Source organism: Rhodobacter sp. 4.3.4 (genome assembly GCF_058724655.1).
This window is the reverse complement of sequence record NZ_CM178967.1, coordinates 3,190,835-3,211,116: the sequence shown is the minus strand read 5'-3', so window position 1 is coordinate 3,211,116 and position 20,282 is coordinate 3,190,835. Positions and strand designations below refer to the sequence as shown.

Annotated in this window: 20 protein-coding genes; 11 read left to right on the top strand and 9 right to left on the bottom strand. The window is 66.4% G+C overall.

What is annotated here, in order from left to right; all coding sequences use genetic code 11:
* Positions 1 to 3: 3 nt before the first annotated feature.
* From AC4PTB_RS15880 to ruvC, 4 genes are all read right to left on the bottom strand, one after another.
* Positions 4 to 414 (bottom strand): group III truncated hemoglobin, encoded by a 411-nt coding sequence (locus AC4PTB_RS15880; protein ID WP_492190833.1) that lies wholly within the window; start codon positions 412 to 414, stop codon positions 4 to 6.
* 35 nt (positions 415 to 449) lie between these two features.
* The gene (gene ruvB, locus AC4PTB_RS15875; protein ID WP_492190832.1) at positions 450 to 1,496 is read right to left on the bottom strand and encodes a Holliday junction branch migration DNA helicase RuvB; all 1,047 of its coding nucleotides are present in this window, start codon (positions 1,494 to 1,496) and stop codon (positions 450 to 452) included.
* A 68-nt stretch (positions 1,497 to 1,564) separates the two neighbouring features.
* A complete protein-coding gene (gene ruvA / locus AC4PTB_RS15870) occupies positions 1,565 to 2,233 on the bottom strand; it encodes a Holliday junction branch migration protein RuvA (RefSeq protein WP_492190831.1) in 669 nt (222 codons plus the stop codon).
* A complete protein-coding gene (ruvC, locus tag AC4PTB_RS15865; protein ID WP_492192650.1) occupies positions 2,230 to 2,781 on the bottom strand; it encodes a crossover junction endodeoxyribonuclease RuvC in 552 nt (183 codons plus the stop codon). The genes ruvA and ruvC overlap by 4 nt, the downstream gene beginning before the upstream one ends.
* Positions 2,782 to 3,116: 335 nt before the next feature.
* Here ruvC and AC4PTB_RS15860 point away from each other — a divergent pair, with 335 nt between their 5' ends.
* Positions 3,117 to 3,305, top strand: coding sequence for a DUF1127 domain-containing protein (locus tag AC4PTB_RS15860; RefSeq protein WP_492190830.1), 189 nt, complete (start codon positions 3,117 to 3,119; stop codon positions 3,303 to 3,305).
* A gap of 64 nt (positions 3,306 to 3,369) precedes the next feature.
* Here the strand turns inward: AC4PTB_RS15860 and AC4PTB_RS15855 are convergent, their stop codons facing one another.
* The 3 genes from AC4PTB_RS15855 to AC4PTB_RS15845 all read right to left on the bottom strand — a co-directional run bounded on the left by AC4PTB_RS15855 (position 3,370) and on the right by AC4PTB_RS15845 (position 6,931).
* Positions 3,370 to 3,717 carry a hypothetical protein gene (locus AC4PTB_RS15855; RefSeq protein ID WP_492190829.1) on the bottom strand — a complete coding sequence of 116 codons (348 nt, stop codon included), beginning with the start codon at positions 3,715 to 3,717 and terminating at the stop codon, positions 3,370 to 3,372.
* 97 nt (positions 3,718 to 3,814) lie between these two features.
* Positions 3,815 to 4,684: a 50S ribosomal protein L11 methyltransferase gene (locus AC4PTB_RS15850; RefSeq protein WP_492190828.1), complete on the bottom strand. Its 870-nt coding sequence runs from the start codon at positions 4,682 to 4,684 to the stop codon at positions 3,815 to 3,817.
* A 63-nt stretch (positions 4,685 to 4,747) separates the two neighbouring features.
* The gene (locus AC4PTB_RS15845) at positions 4,748 to 6,931 is read right to left on the bottom strand and encodes a primosomal protein N' (protein WP_492190827.1); all 2,184 of its coding nucleotides are present in this window, start codon (positions 6,929 to 6,931) and stop codon (positions 4,748 to 4,750) included.
* A gap of 206 nt (positions 6,932 to 7,137) precedes the next feature.
* Here AC4PTB_RS15845 and fsa point away from each other — a divergent pair, with 206 nt between their 5' ends.
* From fsa to AC4PTB_RS15825, 4 genes are all read left to right on the top strand, one after another.
* Positions 7,138 to 7,791 carry a fructose-6-phosphate aldolase gene (fsa, locus tag AC4PTB_RS15840; RefSeq protein WP_492190826.1) on the top strand — a complete coding sequence of 218 codons (654 nt, stop codon included), beginning with the start codon at positions 7,138 to 7,140 and terminating at the stop codon, positions 7,789 to 7,791.
* A 125-nt stretch (positions 7,792 to 7,916) separates the two neighbouring features.
* Positions 7,917 to 8,621, top strand: a complete 705-nt coding sequence (locus tag AC4PTB_RS15835; RefSeq protein ID WP_492190825.1) for a DUF484 family protein — start codon at positions 7,917 to 7,919, stop codon at positions 8,619 to 8,621.
* Positions 8,621 to 9,544, top strand: coding sequence for a tyrosine recombinase XerC (locus AC4PTB_RS15830; protein ID WP_492190824.1), 924 nt, complete (start codon positions 8,621 to 8,623; stop codon positions 9,542 to 9,544). Before AC4PTB_RS15835 ends, AC4PTB_RS15830 begins: the two co-directional genes overlap by 1 nt.
* A gap of 218 nt (positions 9,545 to 9,762) precedes the next feature.
* A complete protein-coding gene (locus AC4PTB_RS15825; RefSeq protein ID WP_492190823.1) occupies positions 9,763 to 10,461 on the top strand; it encodes a CDP-alcohol phosphatidyltransferase family protein in 699 nt (232 codons plus the stop codon).
* 11 nt (positions 10,462 to 10,472) lie between these two features.
* Here the strand turns inward: AC4PTB_RS15825 and AC4PTB_RS15820 are convergent, their stop codons facing one another.
* Entirely contained in the window at positions 10,473 to 11,312 is an 840-nt protein-coding gene (locus AC4PTB_RS15820) for an EamA family transporter (RefSeq protein ID WP_492190822.1), read from the bottom strand.
* 203 nt (positions 11,313 to 11,515) lie between these two features.
* Positions 11,516 to 14,530 carry an isoleucine--tRNA ligase gene (gene ileS / locus AC4PTB_RS15815; protein WP_492190821.1) on the bottom strand — a complete coding sequence of 1,005 codons (3,015 nt, stop codon included), beginning with the start codon at positions 14,528 to 14,530 and terminating at the stop codon, positions 11,516 to 11,518.
* Positions 14,531 to 14,799: 269 nt separating this feature from the next.
* On the opposite strand from ileS, the gene glpD reads away from it, so the two are divergent.
* The 6 genes from glpD to AC4PTB_RS15785 all read left to right on the top strand — a co-directional run bounded on the left by glpD (position 14,800) and on the right by AC4PTB_RS15785 (position 20,275).
* Positions 14,800 to 16,365 (top strand): glycerol-3-phosphate dehydrogenase, encoded by a 1,566-nt coding sequence (glpD, locus tag AC4PTB_RS15810; RefSeq protein WP_492190820.1) that lies wholly within the window; start codon positions 14,800 to 14,802, stop codon positions 16,363 to 16,365.
* Entirely contained in the window at positions 16,362 to 17,834 is a 1,473-nt protein-coding gene (glpK, locus tag AC4PTB_RS15805; RefSeq protein WP_492190819.1) for a glycerol kinase GlpK, read from the top strand. Before glpD ends, glpK begins: the two co-directional genes overlap by 4 nt.
* Positions 17,835 to 17,890: 56 nt before the next feature.
* A complete protein-coding gene (locus AC4PTB_RS15800; protein ID WP_492190818.1) occupies positions 17,891 to 18,538 on the top strand; it encodes a hypothetical protein in 648 nt (215 codons plus the stop codon).
* Positions 18,535 to 18,936 carry a tol-pal system-associated acyl-CoA thioesterase gene (gene ybgC / locus AC4PTB_RS15795; RefSeq protein WP_492190817.1) on the top strand — a complete coding sequence of 134 codons (402 nt, stop codon included), beginning with the start codon at positions 18,535 to 18,537 and terminating at the stop codon, positions 18,934 to 18,936. Before AC4PTB_RS15800 ends, ybgC begins: the two co-directional genes overlap by 4 nt.
* Positions 18,937 to 19,060: 124 nt before the next feature.
* Positions 19,061 to 19,765: a protein TolQ gene (gene tolQ / locus AC4PTB_RS15790; protein ID WP_492190816.1), complete on the top strand. Its 705-nt coding sequence runs from the start codon at positions 19,061 to 19,063 to the stop codon at positions 19,763 to 19,765.
* A 3-nt stretch (positions 19,766 to 19,768) separates the two neighbouring features.
* Entirely contained in the window at positions 19,769 to 20,275 is a 507-nt protein-coding gene (locus tag AC4PTB_RS15785) for an ExbD/TolR family protein (RefSeq protein ID WP_492190815.1), read from the top strand.
* Positions 20,276 to 20,282 lie beyond the last annotated feature (7 nt).

Below are 20,282 nucleotides of genomic sequence, written 5' to 3'. Positions count from 1 at the left end.
GGCTCAGCGCAGATTGGGCACTGCATCGGGCGGCCGCCCCACATCCTCGACCCCCATCCGCAGCCCCTTGCCGATCCGATGCGCGAGCGCCGACCAGCCTGCCGCCGCCTCCGGGTCCAGCGTGTCGTGCAGCACCGCATCAAAAGTGGCGAGCCAAAGCGGGAAATGCCCGCCCTCGACATCGCCCGCGCGACGATGCGAGATCATCGGGCTGCCCTCATAGCCCTGCATATGCAGGATCGAGCCCTTCCAGAACCGGGCGATCTTCGCCTCGTGATGCGCCCAGTCGGTCACATGCGCGGCAAAGATCGGCGCCAGATCGGGATGGGCGCGGATGCGGGCATAGAACTCGGCCACCACGGCTTCGATCTGGGCTTCGGTGACGGGGAAACGGGGGGGCAGGGGCGTGGACATGGGCCAAGGATATACCGCCACCGCGGCGCGTCCAGTCAGTCCGCGTCGAAAAGGTCGGTCTGGACCGGAGGTTGCGCGACCGGCTGCACCGGCGCCTCCAGCCCCAGATGGCGCCAAGCCCGGTGGCCCAGCATCCGTCCCCGCGGGGTGCGCTGAATGAGACCCTGCTGCAACAGGTAAGGCTCGATCACCTCTTCCAGCGCATCGCGGCTTTCCGACAGCGCGGCCGAGAGCGTTTCCACCCCCACCGGCCCGCCGCCGTAATGTTCGGCCATCAGCATCATGTAGCGCCGGTCGGCACCATCCAGCCCCAGATGATCAACGCCGAGCCGCGTCAGCGCCGTGTCGGCAAGTTTCCGGGTCAGCCGCCCGTCGCCCTCGACCAGCGCGAAATCGACGACGCGGCGCAAGAGCCGGCCTGCAATCCGCGGCGTGCCGCGGGCGCGTTTGGCGATCTCGCGCGTGCCGTCCGGGTCGGCGGGAATGCCCAGAAGCCGGGCGCCGCGGCTGACGATCAGGTCCAGCTCGTCCTCGGTATAGAATTGCAGCCGTGTCGGAATGCCGAAACGGTCGCGCAAGGGGGTCGTCAGCAGGCCCAGCCGGGTCGTGGCGCCGACCAGGGTGAAGGGCTGCAGCTCGATGCGCACGGTGCGCGCGGCCGGGCCTTCGCCGATCACCAGATCCAGCTCGAAATCCTCCATCGCCGGGTAAAGCACCTCCTCGACCGCCGGGTTCATCCGGTGGATCTCGTCGATGAACAGCACATCGCGGTTTTCGAGGTTGGTCAGGATCGCCGCCAGATCGCCTGCCCGCGCCAGCACCGGGCCGGAGGTCATCTTGAAATTCACCCCAAGCTCGCGCGCCATGATCTGCGCCAGCGTGGTTTTCCCCAAGCCGGGGGGGCCATGAAACAGCGTGTGATCCATCGCCTGACCGCGCATCTTCGCGCTTTCGATGAAGACGCGCAGGTTCGCCCGCGCCTCGGCCTGACCGACAAAATCCTCGAGCAGCTGCGGCCGCAGGGCGCGGTCGGCGTCCTCGGGCAGGCGGTCGGGGCGGAGGGTCGGATCGGGTTCGGTCATGCTTGGCTTTCAACGGCGGAGCGGGGCTCTGCCCCGCACCCCGGGATATTTGGGGCAAGATGAAAAGGCTAGTCCTTTGGGGCGAGAAGGCGCAGGGCGGCGCGGATCAGTTTTGCTGTATCGGTGGCCTCGGGGTTTTCGCTGGCCCGAGCGACAGCGGTGGCGGCGTCCGAGGGGGAATAGCCGAGGTTGGTCAGGGCCGAGAGCGCCTCGGCGGTGAAGTTCACCTGTTTCGTGGCGGCCGGGGCGGGGCGTTTGACCGGCTTCGGCTCGGCCTCGATCACCGTGTCCGAGGGGGCGGTGTCGACGGTCAGCGTGCCGCCCATCGCCATCACCGTCGGCGCCTTGTCCTTGAGTTCCATCACCACGCGCTGCGCCAGTTTCGGCCCGACCCCGGGGGCGGCCTTGATCGCGTTCCAGTCGCCCAGCGCCAGCGCGCGGGAGACGCCCTCCGGCCCCAGCGTGCCAAGGATGGCGAGCGCGGCTTTCGCGCCGATCCCCTGCACCGAGGTCAACAGCCGGTGCCATTCCTTTTCGATCAGCGTCGGGAAGCCGAAAAGCTGCAACAGGTCCTCGCGCACCAGAAACTCGGTGTAAAGCGCGCAGGCCTCGCCCACCGGCGGCAGGTTCGCGGCGGTGCGGGAGGAGACATGGACGATGTACCCCACCCCGCGCACGTCGATCAGCACATGGTCCATGGCGCGGTGCAGGATCACCCCGGCGATACGTCCGATCATGCGCCTGTCCTCCGGATGCGCGCTTGCCCCGCGGTGATTTCGAGCGCGCCGCGGCCCAGAATCGCCGCCGAGGCGCGGCGTGCCGATTGCAGATGATGGGCGTGGCAGATCGCGATGGCCAGCGCATCCGCCGCATCGGGCCCGTCAAAAACGACGCCCGGCAGCTGGTGGCGGACCATGTGCTGCACCTGCCCCTTGTCGGCATGGCCGACGCCGACGACCGCCTTTTTCACCGCATTGGGCGCATATTCCCCGATCTCCAGCCCGGCCTGCGCGGGCACCAGAAGCGCGATCCCCCGCGCCTGCCCCAGTTTCAAGGTCGCCACCGCATCCTTGTTGACGAAGGTCTGTTCCACTGCTGCCGCCTCGGGGCGATGCGTCGTGATCACCGCGGTCAGGCCCGCATGCAGCACGACAAGGCGTTTCGCCAGATCCGTTCCCTCGGAATGGATGATTCCATTCGCGACATGACGCAGACGGGCGCCCTCGACCTCGATCACCCCCCAGCCGAGGTTGCGCAACCCCGGATCGATCCCGATCACCCGCATCTGCTCGCCCTTCACCTGTGGCATTTTCACCGCAATTAGCACAAAAGCAGAACATCGGAAAGCGCAAAGCGGGGGCGGCCGCTTTGCGCCCTGACGGCGAAACGGCCCGGGATCGACACAAAGCGACGTTTCGCAGCCGATTGCGCCAGCAAAATGACGAAACGGGACAGCAAAATGCCGGGGTCGGTCACGAAGCCGTCAACTGTCCGAAAAGCCATGCAAAAACCGCATGGCGGGGCTGACCGGGGGGTGCTTGTTTTCATCAGATGCCTTGATTAACTGCTCAATCAACAAAGAGGCGCCCATCAAAACGGCAGAAAACAAAGGAACTCCTCATGTCCGCCCTCGACACCCTCGCCTTTTCCGCCCGCAACGGCCGGGCCGGGATGTTTGCCCGCCTGATCGACGCGGTGCTGCTGTGGAACGACGCCCGGCGGACGCGGCGGGCGCTGGCGCGGCTGAGCGACCGGGAGCTGAATGACATCGGCCTGACGCGGTCCGACATCGACAGCATCGGCCGCTGAGCGCCGGAAAGGACCAAGGGCCGCGCAGCATCCTGCGCGGCCTTTTGCATGGCGGCACCCCGGGTCAGAACAGCAGGGCGCGCAGCTGCGTGGCGATGAATCGCGTCGGCGCATCAGCCTGCAGAACCCAGGCCCCCGCCTGTTCGAGCGGCGAGCCCTGGCGCAGAACCTCGACCCGGCGGTCATAGGTTTCCGGGCCGACCTGCGCCAGGATCGCGCCCTTGAAGAGCAGCATCGCGAAAAGCACCATCGCCACGGCGGGCCAGGGAAAACGGCGGCGCTGCTTCGGGCGGCGGCTATCGAAATAGGTGCGGCCAAGCGCACCCGCCGCCTCGAACGCCCCGCCGGTCGCGCGAATCCGGTGGATCCGCGCAAGGCGGTCTTCGAAATCCGCATGGGTCGCACGACGCATGACAGGCTCCACAGAAACCGGCCGGGGCAACATGCCTAACGGCCGGTTAAGGATCATGCCTGAATTTTGTCGCTCCGGCGAGATGGTTTCGCCGAAATCAGCCCCGCCGCAGCACCAAAGTTGTCCAATCGCCGTAATTGTCGCGCGAAACAAGGTTGAAGCCCTGCGCCTGATAGGCCTCGATCACCTCGTCGCCCTGGTCGATCAGGATGCCGGAGAGGATGACAAGGCCCGATTCGGCACAAAACCGCCCCATGTCGGGGGCCAGCGCGATCAGCGGGCCTTTCAGAATATTGGCAAAGATCAGGTCAAACGGTGCGGCGGATTGCAGATCGGGATGGGCGAAACCGGCCGCCTGCAGGCAGATCACCCGGCCCGCCAGATCATTGCCGGTGACATTCGCCGCGGCGGTTTCGACCGCCACCGGGTCGATGTCCGAGGCCAGCACCGTCTCGGGCCAGAGTTTCGCAGCGGCCATCGCCAGCACCGCGGTGCCGCAACCGATGTCGACACTGTTGCGCGGATGAAAGCCCTCGCCCGCCAGCCGGTCGAGCGCTGTCAGACAGCCGAGCGTCGTGCCGTGATGGCCGGTGCCGAAGGCCATGGCCGCGTCGATCAGCAGCGGGATCGCCCCCGCAGGCACCTTGTCGGCATCATGGCTACCATGCACGAAAAACCGCCCGGCCACCACCGGGGCCAGTTCGCGTTTCACATGCGCCACCCAGTCGGTTTCCGGCAGTTCCGAGACGACAAAGCCCGTCGCCCCGTAGGCTGCGGCGAGCAGATCGAGCACGATGTCATTCGGGCGGTCCAGAAAATAGGCGCCGACCTCGAAATTGCCCGAGCCATCCTCGATCTCGAAGACGCCGACGCCATAGGGGCCGGGGTCCAGCTCCTCCAGCCGCTCGGCCAGATCCTCGGCAAGGTCGCGCTCGGGCAGGACGGCAAAGGCGGTGAAGGTGGTCATGGCGGGCTCCGTTGGTTTTGCCCCCAATGGCGCGAAAGGGGCGGGCGGTCAATCGAAACAAGGCTAAAGGAAGCTTTGCGGGTCGATGTCGATGGCCAGACGCACTGAATTGGGCTGTTTCACCCCGCGCAGCCAGGCCCGGATCGCCTGTTGCAGCGGCGCGGTCTTGTCGGCGCGGATCAGAAGCCGGACCCGGTGCCGCCCCCGGATGCGGGCGATGGGCGCGGGGGCGGGGCCGAAAAGCTGCGCGCCCACCCGGCGCAGGGGGCCGTCGTGCTGCGCAAGGTCATTGCCATAGGCGAAGAGCGGCTCGATCTCGGCGCCCGAGAGGATGATGCCCGCCATCCGGCCATAGGGGGGCACGCCCGCGGCCCGGCGCCCCTCGGCCTCGGCCTTCCAGAACGCCTCCTCGTCGCCGCCCAGAATCGCGCGGATCACCGGATGTTCGGGCTGATAGGTCTGCAACAGCGCCAGCCCGGGTTTTTCCGCCCGCCCCGCCCGGCCCGCCACCTGCCGCATCAGCTGAAAGGTGCGTTCCGCCGCCCGCAGGTCCGAGCCCTGCAGGCCCAGATCGGCGTCGATCACGCCGACCAGGGTGAGCAGCGGAAAGTTGTGCCCCTTGGCGACGATCTGCGTGCCGATGAGGATGTCGGCGCCGCCTTTGGCGATGCTCTCCACCGCCTCTTTCAGCGCCCGGGCGGTGCTGAAGAGGTCCGAGGACAGCACCGCGACGCGCGCCGTGGGGAAGCGTTCCGCCACCTCCTCGGCCAGCCGCTCGACGCCGGGGCCGACGGGGGCCAGCTTGCCTTCGACGCCGCAGGCGGGGCAGGCGGTGGGAACGGGTTTCGTCTCGCCGCATTGATGGCAGACAAGGCGCTTGAGGAAGCGATGCTCGACCATCCGCGCGTCGCAATGATCGCAGCCGATCTGCTGACCGCAGGCGCGGCAGAGCGTGACGGGGGCATAGCCGCGCCGGTTCAGGAACAGCATCGCCTGTTCCCCGCGCGAGAGTGTCGCCTGCACCGCGCCGACCAGGCTGGGGGAAATCCAGTGCACCGATTCGATGCGTTCCTCGCGCATGTCGATGGCGCGCATCTCGGGCAGTTCCGAGGCGCCGAAACGGGCGGCCAGATCGATACGGCGGTATTTCCCCGAGGCGGCATTGACCCAGCTTTCAAGGCTGGGCGTGGCCGAGGCCAGCACCACCTGCGACCCGGCGAGCGAGGCGCGCAGCACGGCCATGTCGCGGGCGTTGTAAAGCGCGCCCTCCTCCTGCTTGTAGGAGGTGTCGTGTTCCTCGTCGACGACGATCAGCCCCAGATCCTGAAACGGCAGGAACAGCGCCGAACGGGCGCCGACGACCATCTGCGCGCCCCCCGTCGCCACCATCCGCCACAGCCTGCGCCGCTCGGATTGGGTGACGCCCGAATGCCATTCCCCGGGCCTTGCGCCGAAGCGCGCCTCGACGCGCGAGAGAAATTCCGAGGTCAGCGCGATTTCCGGCAACAGCACCAAAGCCTGCCGCCCGCGCCGCAGACAGTCGGCCACGGCTTCCAGATAGACCTCGGTCTTGCCCGAGCCGGTGACGCCCTTCAAAAGCGTCACGCCAAAGCCGTCCCCCCGCAGCGCCTCCGCCGCCGCCGCCTGATCTTCGGACAGAACCTTGCCGGGCCGGGTGAAATCGAGCTTCGGCAGCGGCAGATCGCGGGGCTGTTCGGTCTCCTCGATCGCGCCGAGCTTCACCAGCCCCTTCACCACCTGCGGCGTGACGCCTGCCAGCTGCGCCAGCTCGCTCAGGTAAAACCCCGCGCCGCCGTGATCGCAGAGCACGGCGAGCACCTTTTCGCGCGCCTCGGTCAGCTTGCCCGGCGCCGCCGTGCCCAGCCGATAGATCCGCCGCGCGCCGGGCGGATCGAACAGGCCCGGCGTGCGCGTGGCCAGCCGCAGCACCGCGGGCAGCGAGGTCATCGTGTAAGACCCCATGCGGATCAGGAAGTCCTGCAATTCCGCCCGCATCGGCGGCACATCCAGCACCCGCGAAACCGTGCGCAGCTTGCCCGCCTCGAACCGGCCATCGCCCGCGCCCCAGACGACGCCGACGACCCGGCGCGGCCCGAGCGGCACTTCGACGAAAGCGCCCGGGAAACAGCCGCCTTCGGGTGCGAGATAGTCCAAAGGCTTGCCGATCGGCTCGGCGGTGAGCACCGAGACCCGGGCGCCTTCGGGAAAGAAGCCCGGCTCAGACATGGCCGGCCCCGCGCCCCGCAACGCCTCCGGCGGGCGTATTTGCGCCAAGAAAAAACGGTCGGGCTTTTTCTTGGCCGAAATACGCGCGGGGGGAGAGGCCGTCAGGCCGAGGGGGGCGGCAAGCCCCCCCTTGCGCCCGAATCCGCTCTCGCCATCGCCGGCTGTTTGCGCTAAATCGCGGCCAGACAGAGCGCAGGAGGCCCGTCATGAAATTCTTCGTCGATACCGCCGATGTGGCAGCCATCAAGGAGCTGAACGATCTCGGCATGGTCGATGGCGTCACCACCAACCCGTCGCTGATCCTGAAATCGGGCCGCGACATTCTCGAGGTGACGAAGGAAATCTGCGACATGGTTGCGGGCCCGGTCTCGGCCGAGGTGGTGGCGACCGAAGCCAAGGACATGATCGCCGAAGGGCTGAAACTGGCCAAGATCGCCTCCAACATCGCCATCAAGGTGCCGCTGACCTGGGCGGGCCTGACGGCTTGCAAGGCTTTCGCATCCGAAGGCCATATGGTCAACGTCACTCTGTGCTTCTCGGCCGCGCAGGCGATCCTTGCCGCCAAGGCGGGCGCGACCTTCATCAGCCCCTTCATCGGCCGGCTGGATGACATCAACCTCGATGGCGTGCAGCTGATCGAGGACATCCGCACCATCTATGACAATTACGGCTTCAAGACCGAGATTCTGGCCGCCTCGATCCGCTCGGTCAACCATATCACCGATGTCGCCCGGATCGGCGCAGATGTCATCACCGCGCCGCCCGCGGTGATCAAGGCGATGGCGAACCACCCGCTGACCGACAAGGGGCTGGAGCAGTTCCTCAAGGATTGGGCGAAAACCGGTCAGTCGATCGTCTGAAATCCGCACTTCGCAGGCCCGGGCCCGCCAAAATCGGCGGGCCTGTTATTATTGTTAACAAATTTAACCTGCATTTAACCAGAATCTGTGTCAATTTACCTGTAACCCGCTTACGAGAGGCTGGCATGACCGACACGGCTTTTGCACCCGAACTGCGCGACAAGATCATCTCCGATCCTGACGTGATCCTCGAGGATCGCGATCTGATGCGGGCCCTGATCACCGCGAATGAACGCGCCATGGGCGCCAATATCGTCGACCTGCGCGGTGTGGCGATGGAGCGGCTGGAACGCCGCCTCGACCGGCTGGAGGACACGCACCGTTCGGTGATCGCGGCCGCCTACGAGAATCTCTCGGGGACGAACCAGATCCACCGCGCCGTGCTGCGCATGCTTGATCCGGTCGATTTCGAGGGCTTCCTGAAGAGCCTCGGCACCGAAGTCGCCGAGATCCTGCGGGTGGACAGCGTCAAGCTGGTGCTGGAAACGCTGCAAGATGACAGCGATCCGGCGCTGCGCCGTCTGGGCGATGTGCTCTGCGTGGCTGAGCCCGGCTTCATTCAGGAATACATGCGCGCCGGTCGTGGCGGGCAGGTGCGCCCGGTGGTGCTGCGCCAGACCCTGCCGCATTCCGAGGCGATCTATGGCGAGGCCGCGAGCTGGATCCGCTCCGAGGCGCTGATGCGTCTGGATCTGGGCGAGGGGCGTCTGCCCGGCATGCTGGTGATGGGCGCCGAAGACCCGCATCAGTTCAAACCCTCGCAGGGCACCGACCTGCTGGCCTTCTTTGCAGGCGTGTTCGAACGCGGCATGCGGCGCTGGCTGAGCTGATGTCGATGGGGGTCTCGCCCGCCGCACGGACGGCGATGGCCCTGTGGATCAGTCACTTGCGGGCGATCGACGGGGCGGCCAGTCACACGTTGACGGCCTATAGTTCCGATGTGGCCGGGTTCCTGGCCTTTCTCCACCGTCACCGCGGCGAAAGCCTTGGTCTGGCGCAGCTGGCCGGGCTAGGCCAGACCGACATGCGCGCCTGGATGGCGCATGAGCGCAACCGCGGCCTTTCCAGCCGGTCGCTGGCGCGGGCGCTTTCGGCGGTGAAGAATTTCATCCGTTGGCTGGCGGCGCGCGAAGGCTTTGACGCCACCCATGTTCTGTCTGCCAAGGCGCCGAAATATCAGCGCAAGCTGCCGCGTCCGCTGAGTGTCGAGGCCGCGGCCGAGGTGCTGGAACAGGTCGAGGTGCAGGCGCAGGAGCCTTGGATTGCGGCGCGTGATTCGGCGGTGATGACGCTGATGTATGGCTGCGGGCTGCGGGTCTCCGAGGCTTTGGCGCTGAAGGGCTCGGATGCGCCCCTGCCCGAGGTGCTGCGCATCCGCGGCAAGGGCGACAAGGAGCGGCTGGTTCCGGTGCTTCCGGCGGCGCGCAAGGCGGTGGCCGATTACCTGCGGCTCTGCCCCTTCCCGATGTCGCGCTATGAGCCGCTGTTCCGCGGCGCCCGCGGCGGTCCGCTCAATCCGCGGCTGGTGGCGAAATCGATGGAACGGGCGCGGCTCGGCCTTGGCCTGCCCGCGACGGCGACCCCGCATGCCTTGCGGCACAGTTTCGCCACGCATCTGCTGGCAGAAGGCGGCGATCTGCGGGCGATCCAGGAATTGCTGGGCCATGCGAGCCTTGCCACGACCCAGGTCTATACCGCCGTCGATCAGGCGCGGCTCATGCAGGTCTATCAGGCGGCCCATCCGCGCGCCTGAGGCGAACCCGGGGGGGGCCCAAAGGTCGGGCCAGGAGCAAAGTCCCGGTCCTGCTCCGGGGGCTTTGTCGGGGCCGCGAACGATCCGCCGCGACACCGCCCGCCGGGTCCTGTCGCCGCCCCGGGCGGTGGCCAAAACGACATCGTGACCGGGGGACTGGCCGGGCTGCCCCGTCGGCCCGTCTTGCGCGCCTTGCCGGTTTCGGGCAGGAAGGGCACATGGACATTCGTTTCAAGGCCCTCTCCGTTCACCTGTTGACCGCCACCGGCGCGGTTCTGTCGATGCTGGCGATGCTGGCGGCGGTCGAGGAAAAATGGTCGCTGATGTTCCTGTGGCTGGTGGTGGCGCTGATCGTCGATGGCGTCGACGGGCCGCTGGCACGGCGGTTTGACACCAAGCACAACTGGCCGACGCATGACGGCGTGCTGATGGACATGATCGTCGATTATCTGACCTATGTCTTCATTCCGGCCTATGCCCTGTTCAAATCCGGGCTGCTGCCGGGCTGGACCGGCTGGCTGGCGATCATCGCGATCATCTACACCTCGGTGATCTATTTCGCCGATACGCGGATGAAGACCAAGGATTGCTCTTTCTCCGGCTTTCCGGCCTGCTGGAACATGGTGGTGCTGGTGCTTTTCGCGATCTGGCCCTCCTACTGGATCACGCTTGGCGTCGTCTTGGCGCTGGCGGTGGCGATGTTCTTTCCGCTGAAATTCATCCACCCGACCCGCACCCTGCGCTGGCGGCCGCTGTCGCTGACGATGGCGCTGTTGTGGACCGCCTTTGCCGCCCGCGCCGCCTGGGTGAATTTCGAGGAAGGCAGCTGGGCGCATTGGGGGCTGGTCGTGACCTCGGTCTACCTGATGTTCGCGGGGATCGCGCAGCAGATCATCCCGGCGCGGAACCAGGACTGAAACCGTCCCGACTATAGCCGGGTCAGCACCACCCCCGCGACGATCAGCGCCGCTGCCGTGGCTTTCGACCGGGTCATCTTCTCGCCAAAGGCCAGCCAGCCGATCAGCACCGCGAACAGGATCGCGGTTTCGCGCGTTGCCGCCACAAGCGCGATCGGCGCCTTGGTCATCGCCCAGATCGAGATCGCATAGGCGCCATAAGAGGCCGCCGCCCCCGCCGCCGCCATCCCCCAATCCTTCAGCGGCGTGACGGTCAGAAAGCCCTTCGGACGGGTGAAGGTCATCACCAGCCCGAACAGCAGCCCGCCCCCCACCATCAGCCAGCCGACATAGCCCGCCGCATCCCCCGCGACGCGGGCGCCAAGGCCGTCGGTCAGCGTGTAGGTGGCGGTGGCACAGGCGGAGCCGAAGGCATAGGGCAGGAGCTTGCGGCTCTCGCCATCGGTGAAAACGCCGCGCGCCATGAAGAGGATGCCCAGCCCCAGAACGCCGATGCCGACATAGCCAAGCGGCGCAATCGTATCGAGCGCGAAAAGCGCCGAGACGATCGCGACCATCATCGGCGCCGTGCCGCGCGCAATCGGATAGACCCGGCTCAGATCGCCCTGTTCATAGGCATGGGCGAGGAAATACTTGTAAAAGAAATGCACGCAGCTTGCCGCGGCGACCCATTTCCAGGCGGCAACCTCGGGCCAGGGGCGCGAAAGCGCGATGGCAAGGCCGACGGCGGCTTCCATGTAGCTCAGCATCACCATGGCGCGGATTTTTGATCCGCCAAAGCGCAACAGCGCATTCCAGAGCGCATGCAGGAAAGCGGCGGCCAGAACCGCGAGAAGAATGGACAGGCTCATCGCGGACGCCCCCAACTGTCATGCAATCGTCACATCGGTAACGAGCGATGTCCGGCAGGGCAAGGGGGCGCCGCCCCCCGTCCGCAAGCGGACTCCCCCCGAGGTATTTGTCGCAAGATGAAAGCAAAGCCTGTCTGCCTTTCATCTTGCCCCAAATATCCCGCGGGGGTCCGGGGGCGCGAAGCCCCCGGCGCCGGTGGGGATCAGCCCAGCACCGAATTGCAGCGCGCGCAGGTGCAGGGATGCTTGTGGCAGCCCACATCGGGCAGGATCTTCCAGCAGCGTTCGCATTTGGCCCCTTCGGCCGCCTCGAAGACGACGGCGATGCCGGGCAGTTCGGGCAGGCGGAACGTCTCGGCGGGGGCCGGGTCGGTGGTCAGGCTCAGGTCCGAGGTGATGCAGATATCGGCGAAGTCGACCGATTTCAGCGCGGCTTCCAGCGCCGCTTCCTCGACATGCACCACCGGGGCGGCTTCAAGGCTCGCGCCGATCACCTTGGCGGTGCGTTGCACCTCGAGCGCCGCCGTCACCACGCGGCGGGCGCGGCGGATGCCCTCCCATTTCGCGGCGAGATCGTGGTTCAGCCACGCGGCGGGGGTGGGATCGAAATCCTCCAGATGGACCGAATTCGCCTCGCCGGGGAAGCGGCTCAGCCAGACGTCTTCCATGGTGAAGGGCAGCATCGGCGCGAGCCACTTCGTCAGGCGCTGGAAGAGCGCGTCCATCACCGTGCGCGCGGCGCGGCGGCGCAGGCTGGAGGCGGCGTCGCAGTAAAGCGCGTCCTTGCGGATGTCGAACCAGAAGGCCGAGAGATCGACGGTGCAGAAGGTGAAGAGGGCCTGGAACACGCCCTGGAAGTCGTAAGCCGCATAGCCCGTGCGCACGGTGGTATCGAGTTCGGCCAGACGGTGCAGCACCCACCGTTCCAGCTCCGGCATCTCGGCCGGGCTGACGCGCTCTTCCTCCGCAAAGCCCGAGAGCGCGCCGAGCATGAAGCGCAGGGTGTTGCGCAGGCGGCGGTAGCTGTCGGCGGTGCCTTTCAGGATCTCTTTGCCGATCCGCAGATCGACGGTGTAATCCGATTGCGCCACCCAAAGCCGCAGGATGTCGGCGCCGTAATCCTTGATCACATCGGCGGGCGCCACGGTATTGCCGAGCGATTTCGACATTTTCATGCCTTTTTCGTCGAGCGTGAAGCCGTGGGTCAGCACGCCGCGATAGGGGGCGCGGCCCTTGGTGGCGCAGGCCTGCAGCATCGAGGAATGGAACCAGCCGCGGTGCTGGTCGGTGCCCTCGAGGTAAAGATCCGCGATGCCATCCGCCGTGCCATCCTCGCGGTCGCGCAGCACGAAGGCATGGGTGGAGCCAGAGTCAAACCACACATCCAGCACGTCGAAGACCTGGTTGTAATCCTCGGGATTGACGATGCCCGCCAGCATCTTCTCCTTGAAGCCCTCGGTATACCAGACATCGGCGCCCTCGGCCTCAAACGCCGCGCTGATCCGGGCGTTCACCTCGGCGTTGCGCAGCAGGAAATCCGGGTCGGTCGGCTGCGCGCCCTTTTTGGTGAAGCAGGTCAGCGGCACGCCCCAGGCGCGTTGCCGCGACAGCACCCAGTCGGGCCGGGCCTCGATCATCGAATAAAGCCGGTTGCGGCCGGTGGGCGGGGTCCATTGCACCAGCTGGTCGATGGATTTCAGCGCGCGTTGGCGGATCGTGTCGCCATAGGTGCCCATGCCGTCTTCCAGCTTCACGTCGATGGCGGCGAACCATTGCGGCGTGTTGCGGTAGATGAGCGGCGCCTTCGAGCGCCAGGAATGCGGGTAGGAGTGCTTCAGCTTGCCCTTGGCCAGCAGCGCGCCTGCCGCATGCAGCGCCTTGATGTTGCTGACGTTTGCCGGGCCTTCCTTGCCATCGGGCAGGATGATCGCCTGACCGCCGAAGACCGGCAGGTTGGCGCGGTAGCTGCCATCGGGCTCGACATTGTAGGTCATCGGCAGGCCGAACTTGAGGCCCAGCTGATAGTCGTCATCGCCGTGGCTGGGCGCGGTGTGAACGAAGCCCGTCCCGGCGTCGTCGGTGACGTGATCGCCCGGCAGCATCGGCACATCGAAATCCCATTCGCCGTTGCCGTTTTCGATGCCCGCATAGGGGTGGCGCAGGATCACGCCTTCGAATTCCGAGGCAGGAACATCGCGCAGACGGGTGAAGCCCTCGACCTTGGCCGCGGTCATCACGCCCTGCGCCAGAACGTCAGCAAGCACCAGCGTTTCGCCGACAACCGCGGTCGCGCTCTCCGCCGCCGTATCGACGCGGTAAAGGCCATAAGCGATCCCCGGGCCGTAAGCCACGGCGCGGTTTTGCGGGATCGTCCAGGGGGTCGTGGTCCAGATCACCACCGACGTGTCCATGAAGTCTGGCGCGAACTGTTTCATCTCGTCGGAAGACAAGAGCTCATCAACGTGTCGTTCGCCTTCCCAGGTCAAGCCGTTAGCAACCGCAACAAATGAGTCCGGCCGCAAACTCTTGACCCTGAACCGCACCCAGATCGTGTGGCTGGTGTGGTCGTGATATTCGACCTCGGCTTCGGCCAGCGCCGTCTTTTCGACGGGCGACCACATCACCGGCTTCGAGCCCTGATAAAGCGAGCCGTTCATCAGAAGCTTCATGAACTCCTCGGCGATCACCGCCTCGGCGTGGTAATCCATCGTCAGATAGGGGCGTTCCCATTTGCCGGTGACGCCCAGACGCTTGAATTCCTCGCGCTGGATGTCGATCCAGCCCTCGGCAAAACGGCGGCATTCCTGCCGGAAGGCGACGGTGTCCACGTCGTCCTTGTTCAGGCCCTTGGCGCGGTATTGTTCCTCGATCTTCCACTCGATCGGCAGGCCGTGGCAGTCCCAGCCCGGCACATAGCGCGCATCGCGGCCCATCATCTGCTGGCTGCGCACGATGAAGTCTTTCAGGACCTTGTTCAGCGCATGGCCGATATGCAGATGCCCGTTGGCATAGGGCGGGCCGTCATGCAGGACAAACGGCGCCCGGCCGGTTTTCTCGCGCAGGCGGTCATAGATGCCGATCTTTTCCCAGCGCGCCAGCCAGTCGGGTTCGCGGCCCGGAAGGTTGGCGCGCATCGGAAAGTCGGTTTCGGGCAGAAAGACGGTGTTGCGGTAATCGACAGCAGTTTCGGGGGTGGTTTCGGGCGTGTCGGCGCTCATCTCATATCCATATCGGGCTGAAAGGGCGCAACGCGCCCGCATCTGATCTGGGCACCTCCGTGCCCGGGGCTTTAACACTATCTCCCGGCAACCCTGACGCGTCAGAGCGCCGGGCCGGTAATTCGATGTATGAAGCAAAGCCCGGTCATGGCGGCGTTATAGGCGGGCCAAGGGGGGCGGGCAAGCGCGAAGGCCCCCGGGCGGCTGCGTCATCGCTTGCCAAACCGCGGGAAAAGCCCATCATCGGATCAAATGCGCAGGAGGACGTCGTGAGCGATCAACCCGGGGTCGTCGATCTTTTCATCATCGGCGGGGGGGTGAACGGCTGCGGCATCGCCCGCGACGCCGCGGGGCGTGGTCTTTCCGTGACCTTGGCCGAACAGGGGGATCTGGCGCAGGGGACCTCCTCGGCCTCGACCAAGCTGTTTCACGGCGGGTTGCGCTATCTGGAGTTCTTCGAGTTTCGTCTGGTGCGCGAGGCCTTGGAGGAACGCGAGACGCTTCTGGTCGCGATGCCGCATATTTCCTGGCCCTTGCGCTTCGTGCTGCCGGTCCATGCGGGGATCCGGTTCGACACGACAACACCGACCAGCCGGCTGTTGAACCTTGTGTTTCCGTGGATGAAGGGGCGGCGGCCCGCGTGGCTCTTGCGGTTGGGGCTTTTTCTTTACGACAGCATGGGCGGGCGCCAGATCCTGCCCGGCACGCGCAGGCTGGATCTGACGCGGGACAAGATCGGCCGGGCCTTGCAGCCGGGGATGGCGCTGGCCTGGGAATATTCCGATTGCTGGATCGAGGATGCGCGGCTTGTGGTGCTGAATGCCCGCGATGCGCAGGCGCGGGGGGCGACGGTGCTGGTGCGCACTCGTGTCACCGCGGCGGCGCGGCAGGGTGATCTGTGGCGCATCGAGACCGAGGGGCCTGGAGGCAAGGCCGTGCATCTGGCCCGCGGTCTGGTCAATGCCGCCGGGCCCTGGGTCGGGCAGGTGCTGGGCCTGATCGAAGGCCCGAAACCCACGGCGCAGGTGCGGCTGGTGCGCGGCAGCCATATCGTGACGCGCAGGCTGCATGACGATCCCCGGGCGCTGTTCCTGCAGGGATCGGACGGGCGGATCGTCTTCATCATTCCTTACGAGCAGGATTTCTCGCTGATCGGCACCACCGAGGCCGCGCATGAGGCCGCCCCCGAGGCCGCGACCTGTTCCGAAGCCGAGCGCGATTACCTGCTGGCTTTTGTTTCGCAATATCTGGCAAAGCCCGTCACCGCCCGGGATGTCGTCTGGTCCTATGCCGGGGTGCGGCCGCTTTATGACGATGGCGCCAGTTCTGCCACCGCGGCCTCGCGCGATTATGTGCTGGATCTGCAGGCCGGGGGGGCGGTTTTGCTCAATGTCTTTGGCGGCAAGATCACCACCTATCGCCGTCTGGCCGAGGCGGCTTTGGCGAAGCTGGCGCCGCATTTTCCCGGCCTTGGCCCGGACTGGACCGCCCGCGTGCCGCTGCCCGGCGGCGATTTCTTTCAAACCGGCGTCAAGGCGCTGATCGAGCGGTTGCGGGTGCGCTATGCCTTTCTGGGGCAGGCGGGGGCGGGGCGGATGGCGCGGGCCTATGGCACCGAGGCTTTCGCGATCCTTGGCGAGGCGAAGACCCGCGCCGATCTGGGCCGCGATTTCGGTGCAGGCCTCTCCGAGGCCGAGGTGATCTGGCTGATGGACCGCGAATGGGCGCGGCGGGCCGAGGATGTGGTCTGGCGGCGCACGAAACTGGGCCTGCGGCTGAGCGCCGATCAGATCGCGGTGCTCGACCGCTTCATGCTGGACCGGGGGGCGCGATGACACGAATTCTGGCGCTCGATCAGGGCACGACCTCGACCCGGGCGATTGTCTTTGAGGCGGGCCTGCGCCCCGTGGCCACGGCGCAGCGGGAGTTTCCGCAGATATTCCCCGCGCCCGGCTGGGTCGAACATGACCCCGAGGCGATCTGGGCGACGGTGCTTTCGACCGTCCGCGAGGCGCTGGCGCAGGCCGGTCCGGTGGCGGCGCTGGGCCTGACCAACCAGCGCGAGACCACGGTGATCTGGGACCGGGCAACGGGCGTGCCGATCCACAATGCGCTTGTCTGGCAGGATCGCCGCACCGCCGAGATCTGCGCGGGCCTGAAATCCGCGGGCCACGAGGCGAGGGTGACGGCGAAAACCGGGCTGCTGCTCGACCCCTATTTCTCGGGGACCAAGGTGAAATGGCTGCTCGACACGATCCCGGGCGCGCGGGAGCGGGCCGCGCGCGGGGAACTGGCCTTTGGCACCATCGACAGTTTCCTGATCTGGCGGCTGACCGGTGGCCGGGTGCATGCGACCGATGCGACGAATGCCGCGCGGACGCTGCTTTATGACATCGGCCGCAATCAATGGGATGCGGAAATCTGCGATCTGCTGGGCGTGCCCATGGCGCTTTTGCCCGAAGTAAAGGATTGCGCCGATGATTTCGGGGTGACTGATCCGGCGCTGTTCGGCGCCGCGATCCCGATCACTGGGGTAGCGGGCGATCAGCAGGCGGCGACGGTGGGGCAGGCCTGTTTCGCCCCCGGCATGCTGAAATCGACCTATGGCACCGGCTGCTTTGCGCTGTTGAACACCGGGTCCGCGCGGGTCGTGTCACAAAACCGGCTGCTCGCCACCATCGCCTATCGGCTGAACGGAGAGACCACCTATGCGCTGGAAGGCTCGATCTTCATCGCCGGGGCGGTGGTGCAATGGCTGCGCGACGGGCTGGGCCTGATTGCCCGGGCGTCCGAGACGCAAAATCTGGCCGAAGCCGCCGATCCGGCGCAGGATCTGGTGATCGTGCCCGCCTTTACCGGGCTGGGGGCGCCTTACTGGAACCCCGACTGTCGCGGCGCCATCTATGGGCTGACCCGCAACACCGGGCCTGCGGAATTTGCCCGTGCGGCGCTTGAAAGTGTCGGGTTGCAGACGCGCGACCTGCTGGAGGCGATGCGGGCCGATTGGGGCGCGGCGGGGCAAAACGTGCTGCGCGTCGATGGCGGCATGGCGGCGAGCGACTGGACGATGCAGTTTTTGGCCGACATTCTGGGCGCTCCGGTCGACCGCCCGGTGATCACCGAGACCACGGCGCTCGGCGCCGCCTATCTGGCCGGGCTTGGCGCCGGGATCTGCCCGCCGCCTGCGGAGTTCGCGCGGAGCTGGGCGCTTGACCGCCGCTTCACCCCCGCGATGGCCGAGATGGACCGGACGCGGAAACTGGCCCGCTGGCAGCGCGCGGTGGCGGCGACACTCGCGGTCTGAGCCTTGGCAAGCCCCGTCGCGGCGGTTACGCTGCCGCGCAGCGACAGGGGGTGGAGATGAGTGACACAAGCACGATGCCGGGCGCCGATCAGATCGCGGCGCTGTTCACCGGAGCAGCGGGCTACCGCTTTGCGCGCTGGGGGCGGCCGATCGTGCCGGTGGTCTTTGGCGTTGATGCGGGCACGCTTGCCATCGTCAAGGGCGCGACCGAGGCGGTGGTGGTGCTGGCCAAGGCGAAGATGGCCGAGACCGATGCCGAGATCGGCGCCAATCTGATGATCTTCTTCTTTCGCGACTGGCAGGAACTGCTGGAAGTTCCGAACCTGGATCAGATGATCGACGGGCTGTCCGACATTGTCGCGCGGCTCGATGATGCCGGGGCGAACCAGTTCCGTACCTTCCGCTTTGACGACGCGGGCGCCATCCGCGCCTGTTTTTCCTTCATCCGCATGGATGCCGCGCTGGACGAGGTGCCCGCCGAAACCATCGCGCTCAATCAGGCGGTGCAGATGATCCTGACCTGGGGCGAGCGTGCCTTTGTCGGCCATCCGCCGTTGGCCGAGGCGCGGGGCGTGGCGGTGATCCGCCCCGAGATCGCCGCGGTGATCCGTGCCGCCTATGATCCGGTGCTGCCCGCTGTCGCGACGGATGCCAGCCATGCGCTGCGGCTGGCGGCGCGGATCGGTCTTGGGGGGGCGGCATGAGCCACGATTTCACCCTGCGCGTCTATTACGAAGACACCGATCTGGCGGGCATCGTCTATTACGCCAATTATCTGAAATTCATCGAGCGCGGCCGCAGCGAATGGGTGCGCAGCCTGGGCGTCGATCAGGGGACGCTGAAACGCGATCACGGGCTGGTCTTTGCCGTGCGCCGGGTCGAGGCGGAGTATCTGAAACCGGCGAAATATGATGACGAGCTGCGGGTCACGACCGATCTGATCGCCGAAACCGGGGCGCGGATCGTGCTGGATCAGGCGGTCTGGCGGGGCAATGACAAGCTTTTTACCGCCACGGTCACGCTGGTCTGTCTGGCCGAAACCGGGGCCGCAGCGCGGCTTCCGGCCGAAATCCGGGCGAAGATCGCGCCAAAACTGCACTGATTTCGCTGCAGGGCAGCAATCAAGCCGCAACAATGACGCAGTTGTTATGGCTTTACCCCTCAATATCCGGTAGAATCACTGCTAAGAGGCCCGAGAAACAGGCCCCGTATGAGAGCAGTGACCAATGGACCAGCAAACCCTTGCCATGGCGGCAGCGGCGCCGGAGATGGATTTCTCCTTGCTTGCGCTTTTCCTGCGCGCCTCGTTGACCGTGAAACTTGTGATGATCATGCTTACCCTCGCCAGTTTCTGGTCCTGGTCGATCATGATCCGCAAGTATATCTCGTTCCGCGCCGCCCGCGCCGAGGCCGATGCCTTCGACCGCGCCTTCTGGTCGGGCGAGCCGCTTGATGAACTTTTCGACCAGATCGGACCGGCCCCGGATGGCGCCTCGCAGCGCATCTTTGCCGCGGGCATGCTGGAATGGCGCCGCAGCCACCGCCATGACGGCGAGCTGATCACCGGGGCGCAGGCGCGCATCGAACGCTCGATGGATGTGGCGATCGCCAAGGAAGGCGAGGCGCTGAACTCGGGTCTGGCCTTCCTCGCCACCGTCGGCTCGACCGCGCCTTTCGTCGGGCTGTTCGGCACGGTCTGGGGGATCAAGGTCGCCTTCGAGGAAATCGCGATTTCGCAAAACACCTCGCTTGCCGTCGTCGCGCCGGGGATTTCCGAGGCGCTTGTGGCCACGGCGATCGGCCTTGTCGCGGCGATCCCGGCGGTCATCGCCTACAACAAGCTCTCGTCCGACGCCGACAAGATCACCTCGGGCTACGAGGCCTTCGCCGACGAATTCTCGACCATCCTGTCGCGCCAGCTGGACGCGTAAGCGATGGGCGCGGGGGTGATGAAAAAGGGCGGAGGCGGCAGCCGACGCCGCCGCGGCGGCAAGGGCAAACATGCCGTCATGGCCGAAATCAACGTCACGCCGATGGTCGACGTGATGCTGGTGCTGCTGATCATTTTCATGGTCGCGGCGCCGATGATGACCGTTGGGGTGCCGCTCGAGCTGCCGAAGACCGCCGCCAAGGCAGTGCCGACGGAACAGGAAGAGCCGCTGGCGATCTCGTTGCAGCTGGATGGCACGATCTCGCTGATGAATGAGCCCGTCCCCGAGGAAGAGCTGGTGAACCGGCTGCGCGCGGTTTCGGCCGAGCGGGAAAGCGACAAGGTCTTCCTGCGCGCCGATGGCGGCATTCCCTATGCCCGCGTCGTCGAGATCATGGGCGCGCTGAACGCCGGGGGCTTTGCCAATATCATCCTGGTGACCGACCCGGGCGGGCCGACGCTGACCGGGGCCGCGGCACAGCCGGGCCCGGCGGCCAAGACAGGGAACTGAGGCGCGC

Excerpts from the sequence above, each read along its gene's own strand:
- ruvC (WP_492192650.1), bottom strand. The coding sequence starts at position 2,781 with ATGCGGGTGATCGGGATCGATCCGGGGTTGCGCAACCTCGGCTGGGGG.
- AC4PTB_RS15800 (WP_492190818.1), top strand. The coding sequence starts at position 17,891 with ATGAGTGACACAAGCACGATGCCGGGCGCCGATCAGATCGCGGCGCTG.
- AC4PTB_RS15835 (WP_492190825.1), top strand. The coding sequence starts at position 7,917 with ATGACCGACACGGCTTTTGCACCCGAACTGCGCGACAAGATCATCTCC.
- AC4PTB_RS15845 (WP_492190827.1), bottom strand. The coding sequence starts at position 6,931 with ATGTCTGAGCCGGGCTTCTTTCCCGAAGGCGCCCGGGTCTCGGTGCTC.
- AC4PTB_RS15830 (WP_492190824.1), top strand. The coding sequence starts at position 8,621 with ATGTCGATGGGGGTCTCGCCCGCCGCACGGACGGCGATGGCCCTGTGG.
- ileS (WP_492190821.1), bottom strand. The coding sequence starts at position 14,530 with ATGAGCGCCGACACGCCCGAAACCACCCCCGAAACTGCTGTCGATTAC.
- ruvB (WP_492190832.1), bottom strand. The coding sequence starts at position 1,496 with ATGACCGAACCCGATCCGACCCTCCGCCCCGACCGCCTGCCCGAGGAC.
- fsa (WP_492190826.1), top strand. The coding sequence starts at position 7,138 with ATGAAATTCTTCGTCGATACCGCCGATGTGGCAGCCATCAAGGAGCTG.
- AC4PTB_RS15855 (WP_492190829.1), bottom strand. The coding sequence starts at position 3,717 with ATGCGTCGTGCGACCCATGCGGATTTCGAAGACCGCCTTGCGCGGATC.
- glpK (WP_492190819.1), top strand. The coding sequence starts at position 16,362 with ATGACACGAATTCTGGCGCTCGATCAGGGCACGACCTCGACCCGGGCG.
- AC4PTB_RS15785 (WP_492190815.1), top strand. The coding sequence starts at position 19,769 with ATGGGCGCGGGGGTGATGAAAAAGGGCGGAGGCGGCAGCCGACGCCGC.
- tolQ (WP_492190816.1), top strand. The coding sequence starts at position 19,061 with ATGGACCAGCAAACCCTTGCCATGGCGGCAGCGGCGCCGGAGATGGAT.
- AC4PTB_RS15820 (WP_492190822.1), bottom strand. The coding sequence starts at position 11,312 with ATGAGCCTGTCCATTCTTCTCGCGGTTCTGGCCGCCGCTTTCCTGCAT.
- AC4PTB_RS15860 (WP_492190830.1), top strand. The coding sequence starts at position 3,117 with ATGTCCGCCCTCGACACCCTCGCCTTTTCCGCCCGCAACGGCCGGGCC.
- AC4PTB_RS15880 (WP_492190833.1), bottom strand. The coding sequence starts at position 414 with ATGTCCACGCCCCTGCCCCCCCGTTTCCCCGTCACCGAAGCCCAGATC.
- ybgC (WP_492190817.1), top strand. The coding sequence starts at position 18,535 with ATGAGCCACGATTTCACCCTGCGCGTCTATTACGAAGACACCGATCTG.
- AC4PTB_RS15825 (WP_492190823.1), top strand. The coding sequence starts at position 9,763 with ATGGACATTCGTTTCAAGGCCCTCTCCGTTCACCTGTTGACCGCCACC.
- ruvA (WP_492190831.1), bottom strand. The coding sequence starts at position 2,233 with ATGATCGGACGTATCGCCGGGGTGATCCTGCACCGCGCCATGGACCAT.
- AC4PTB_RS15850 (WP_492190828.1), bottom strand. The coding sequence starts at position 4,684 with ATGACCACCTTCACCGCCTTTGCCGTCCTGCCCGAGCGCGACCTTGCC.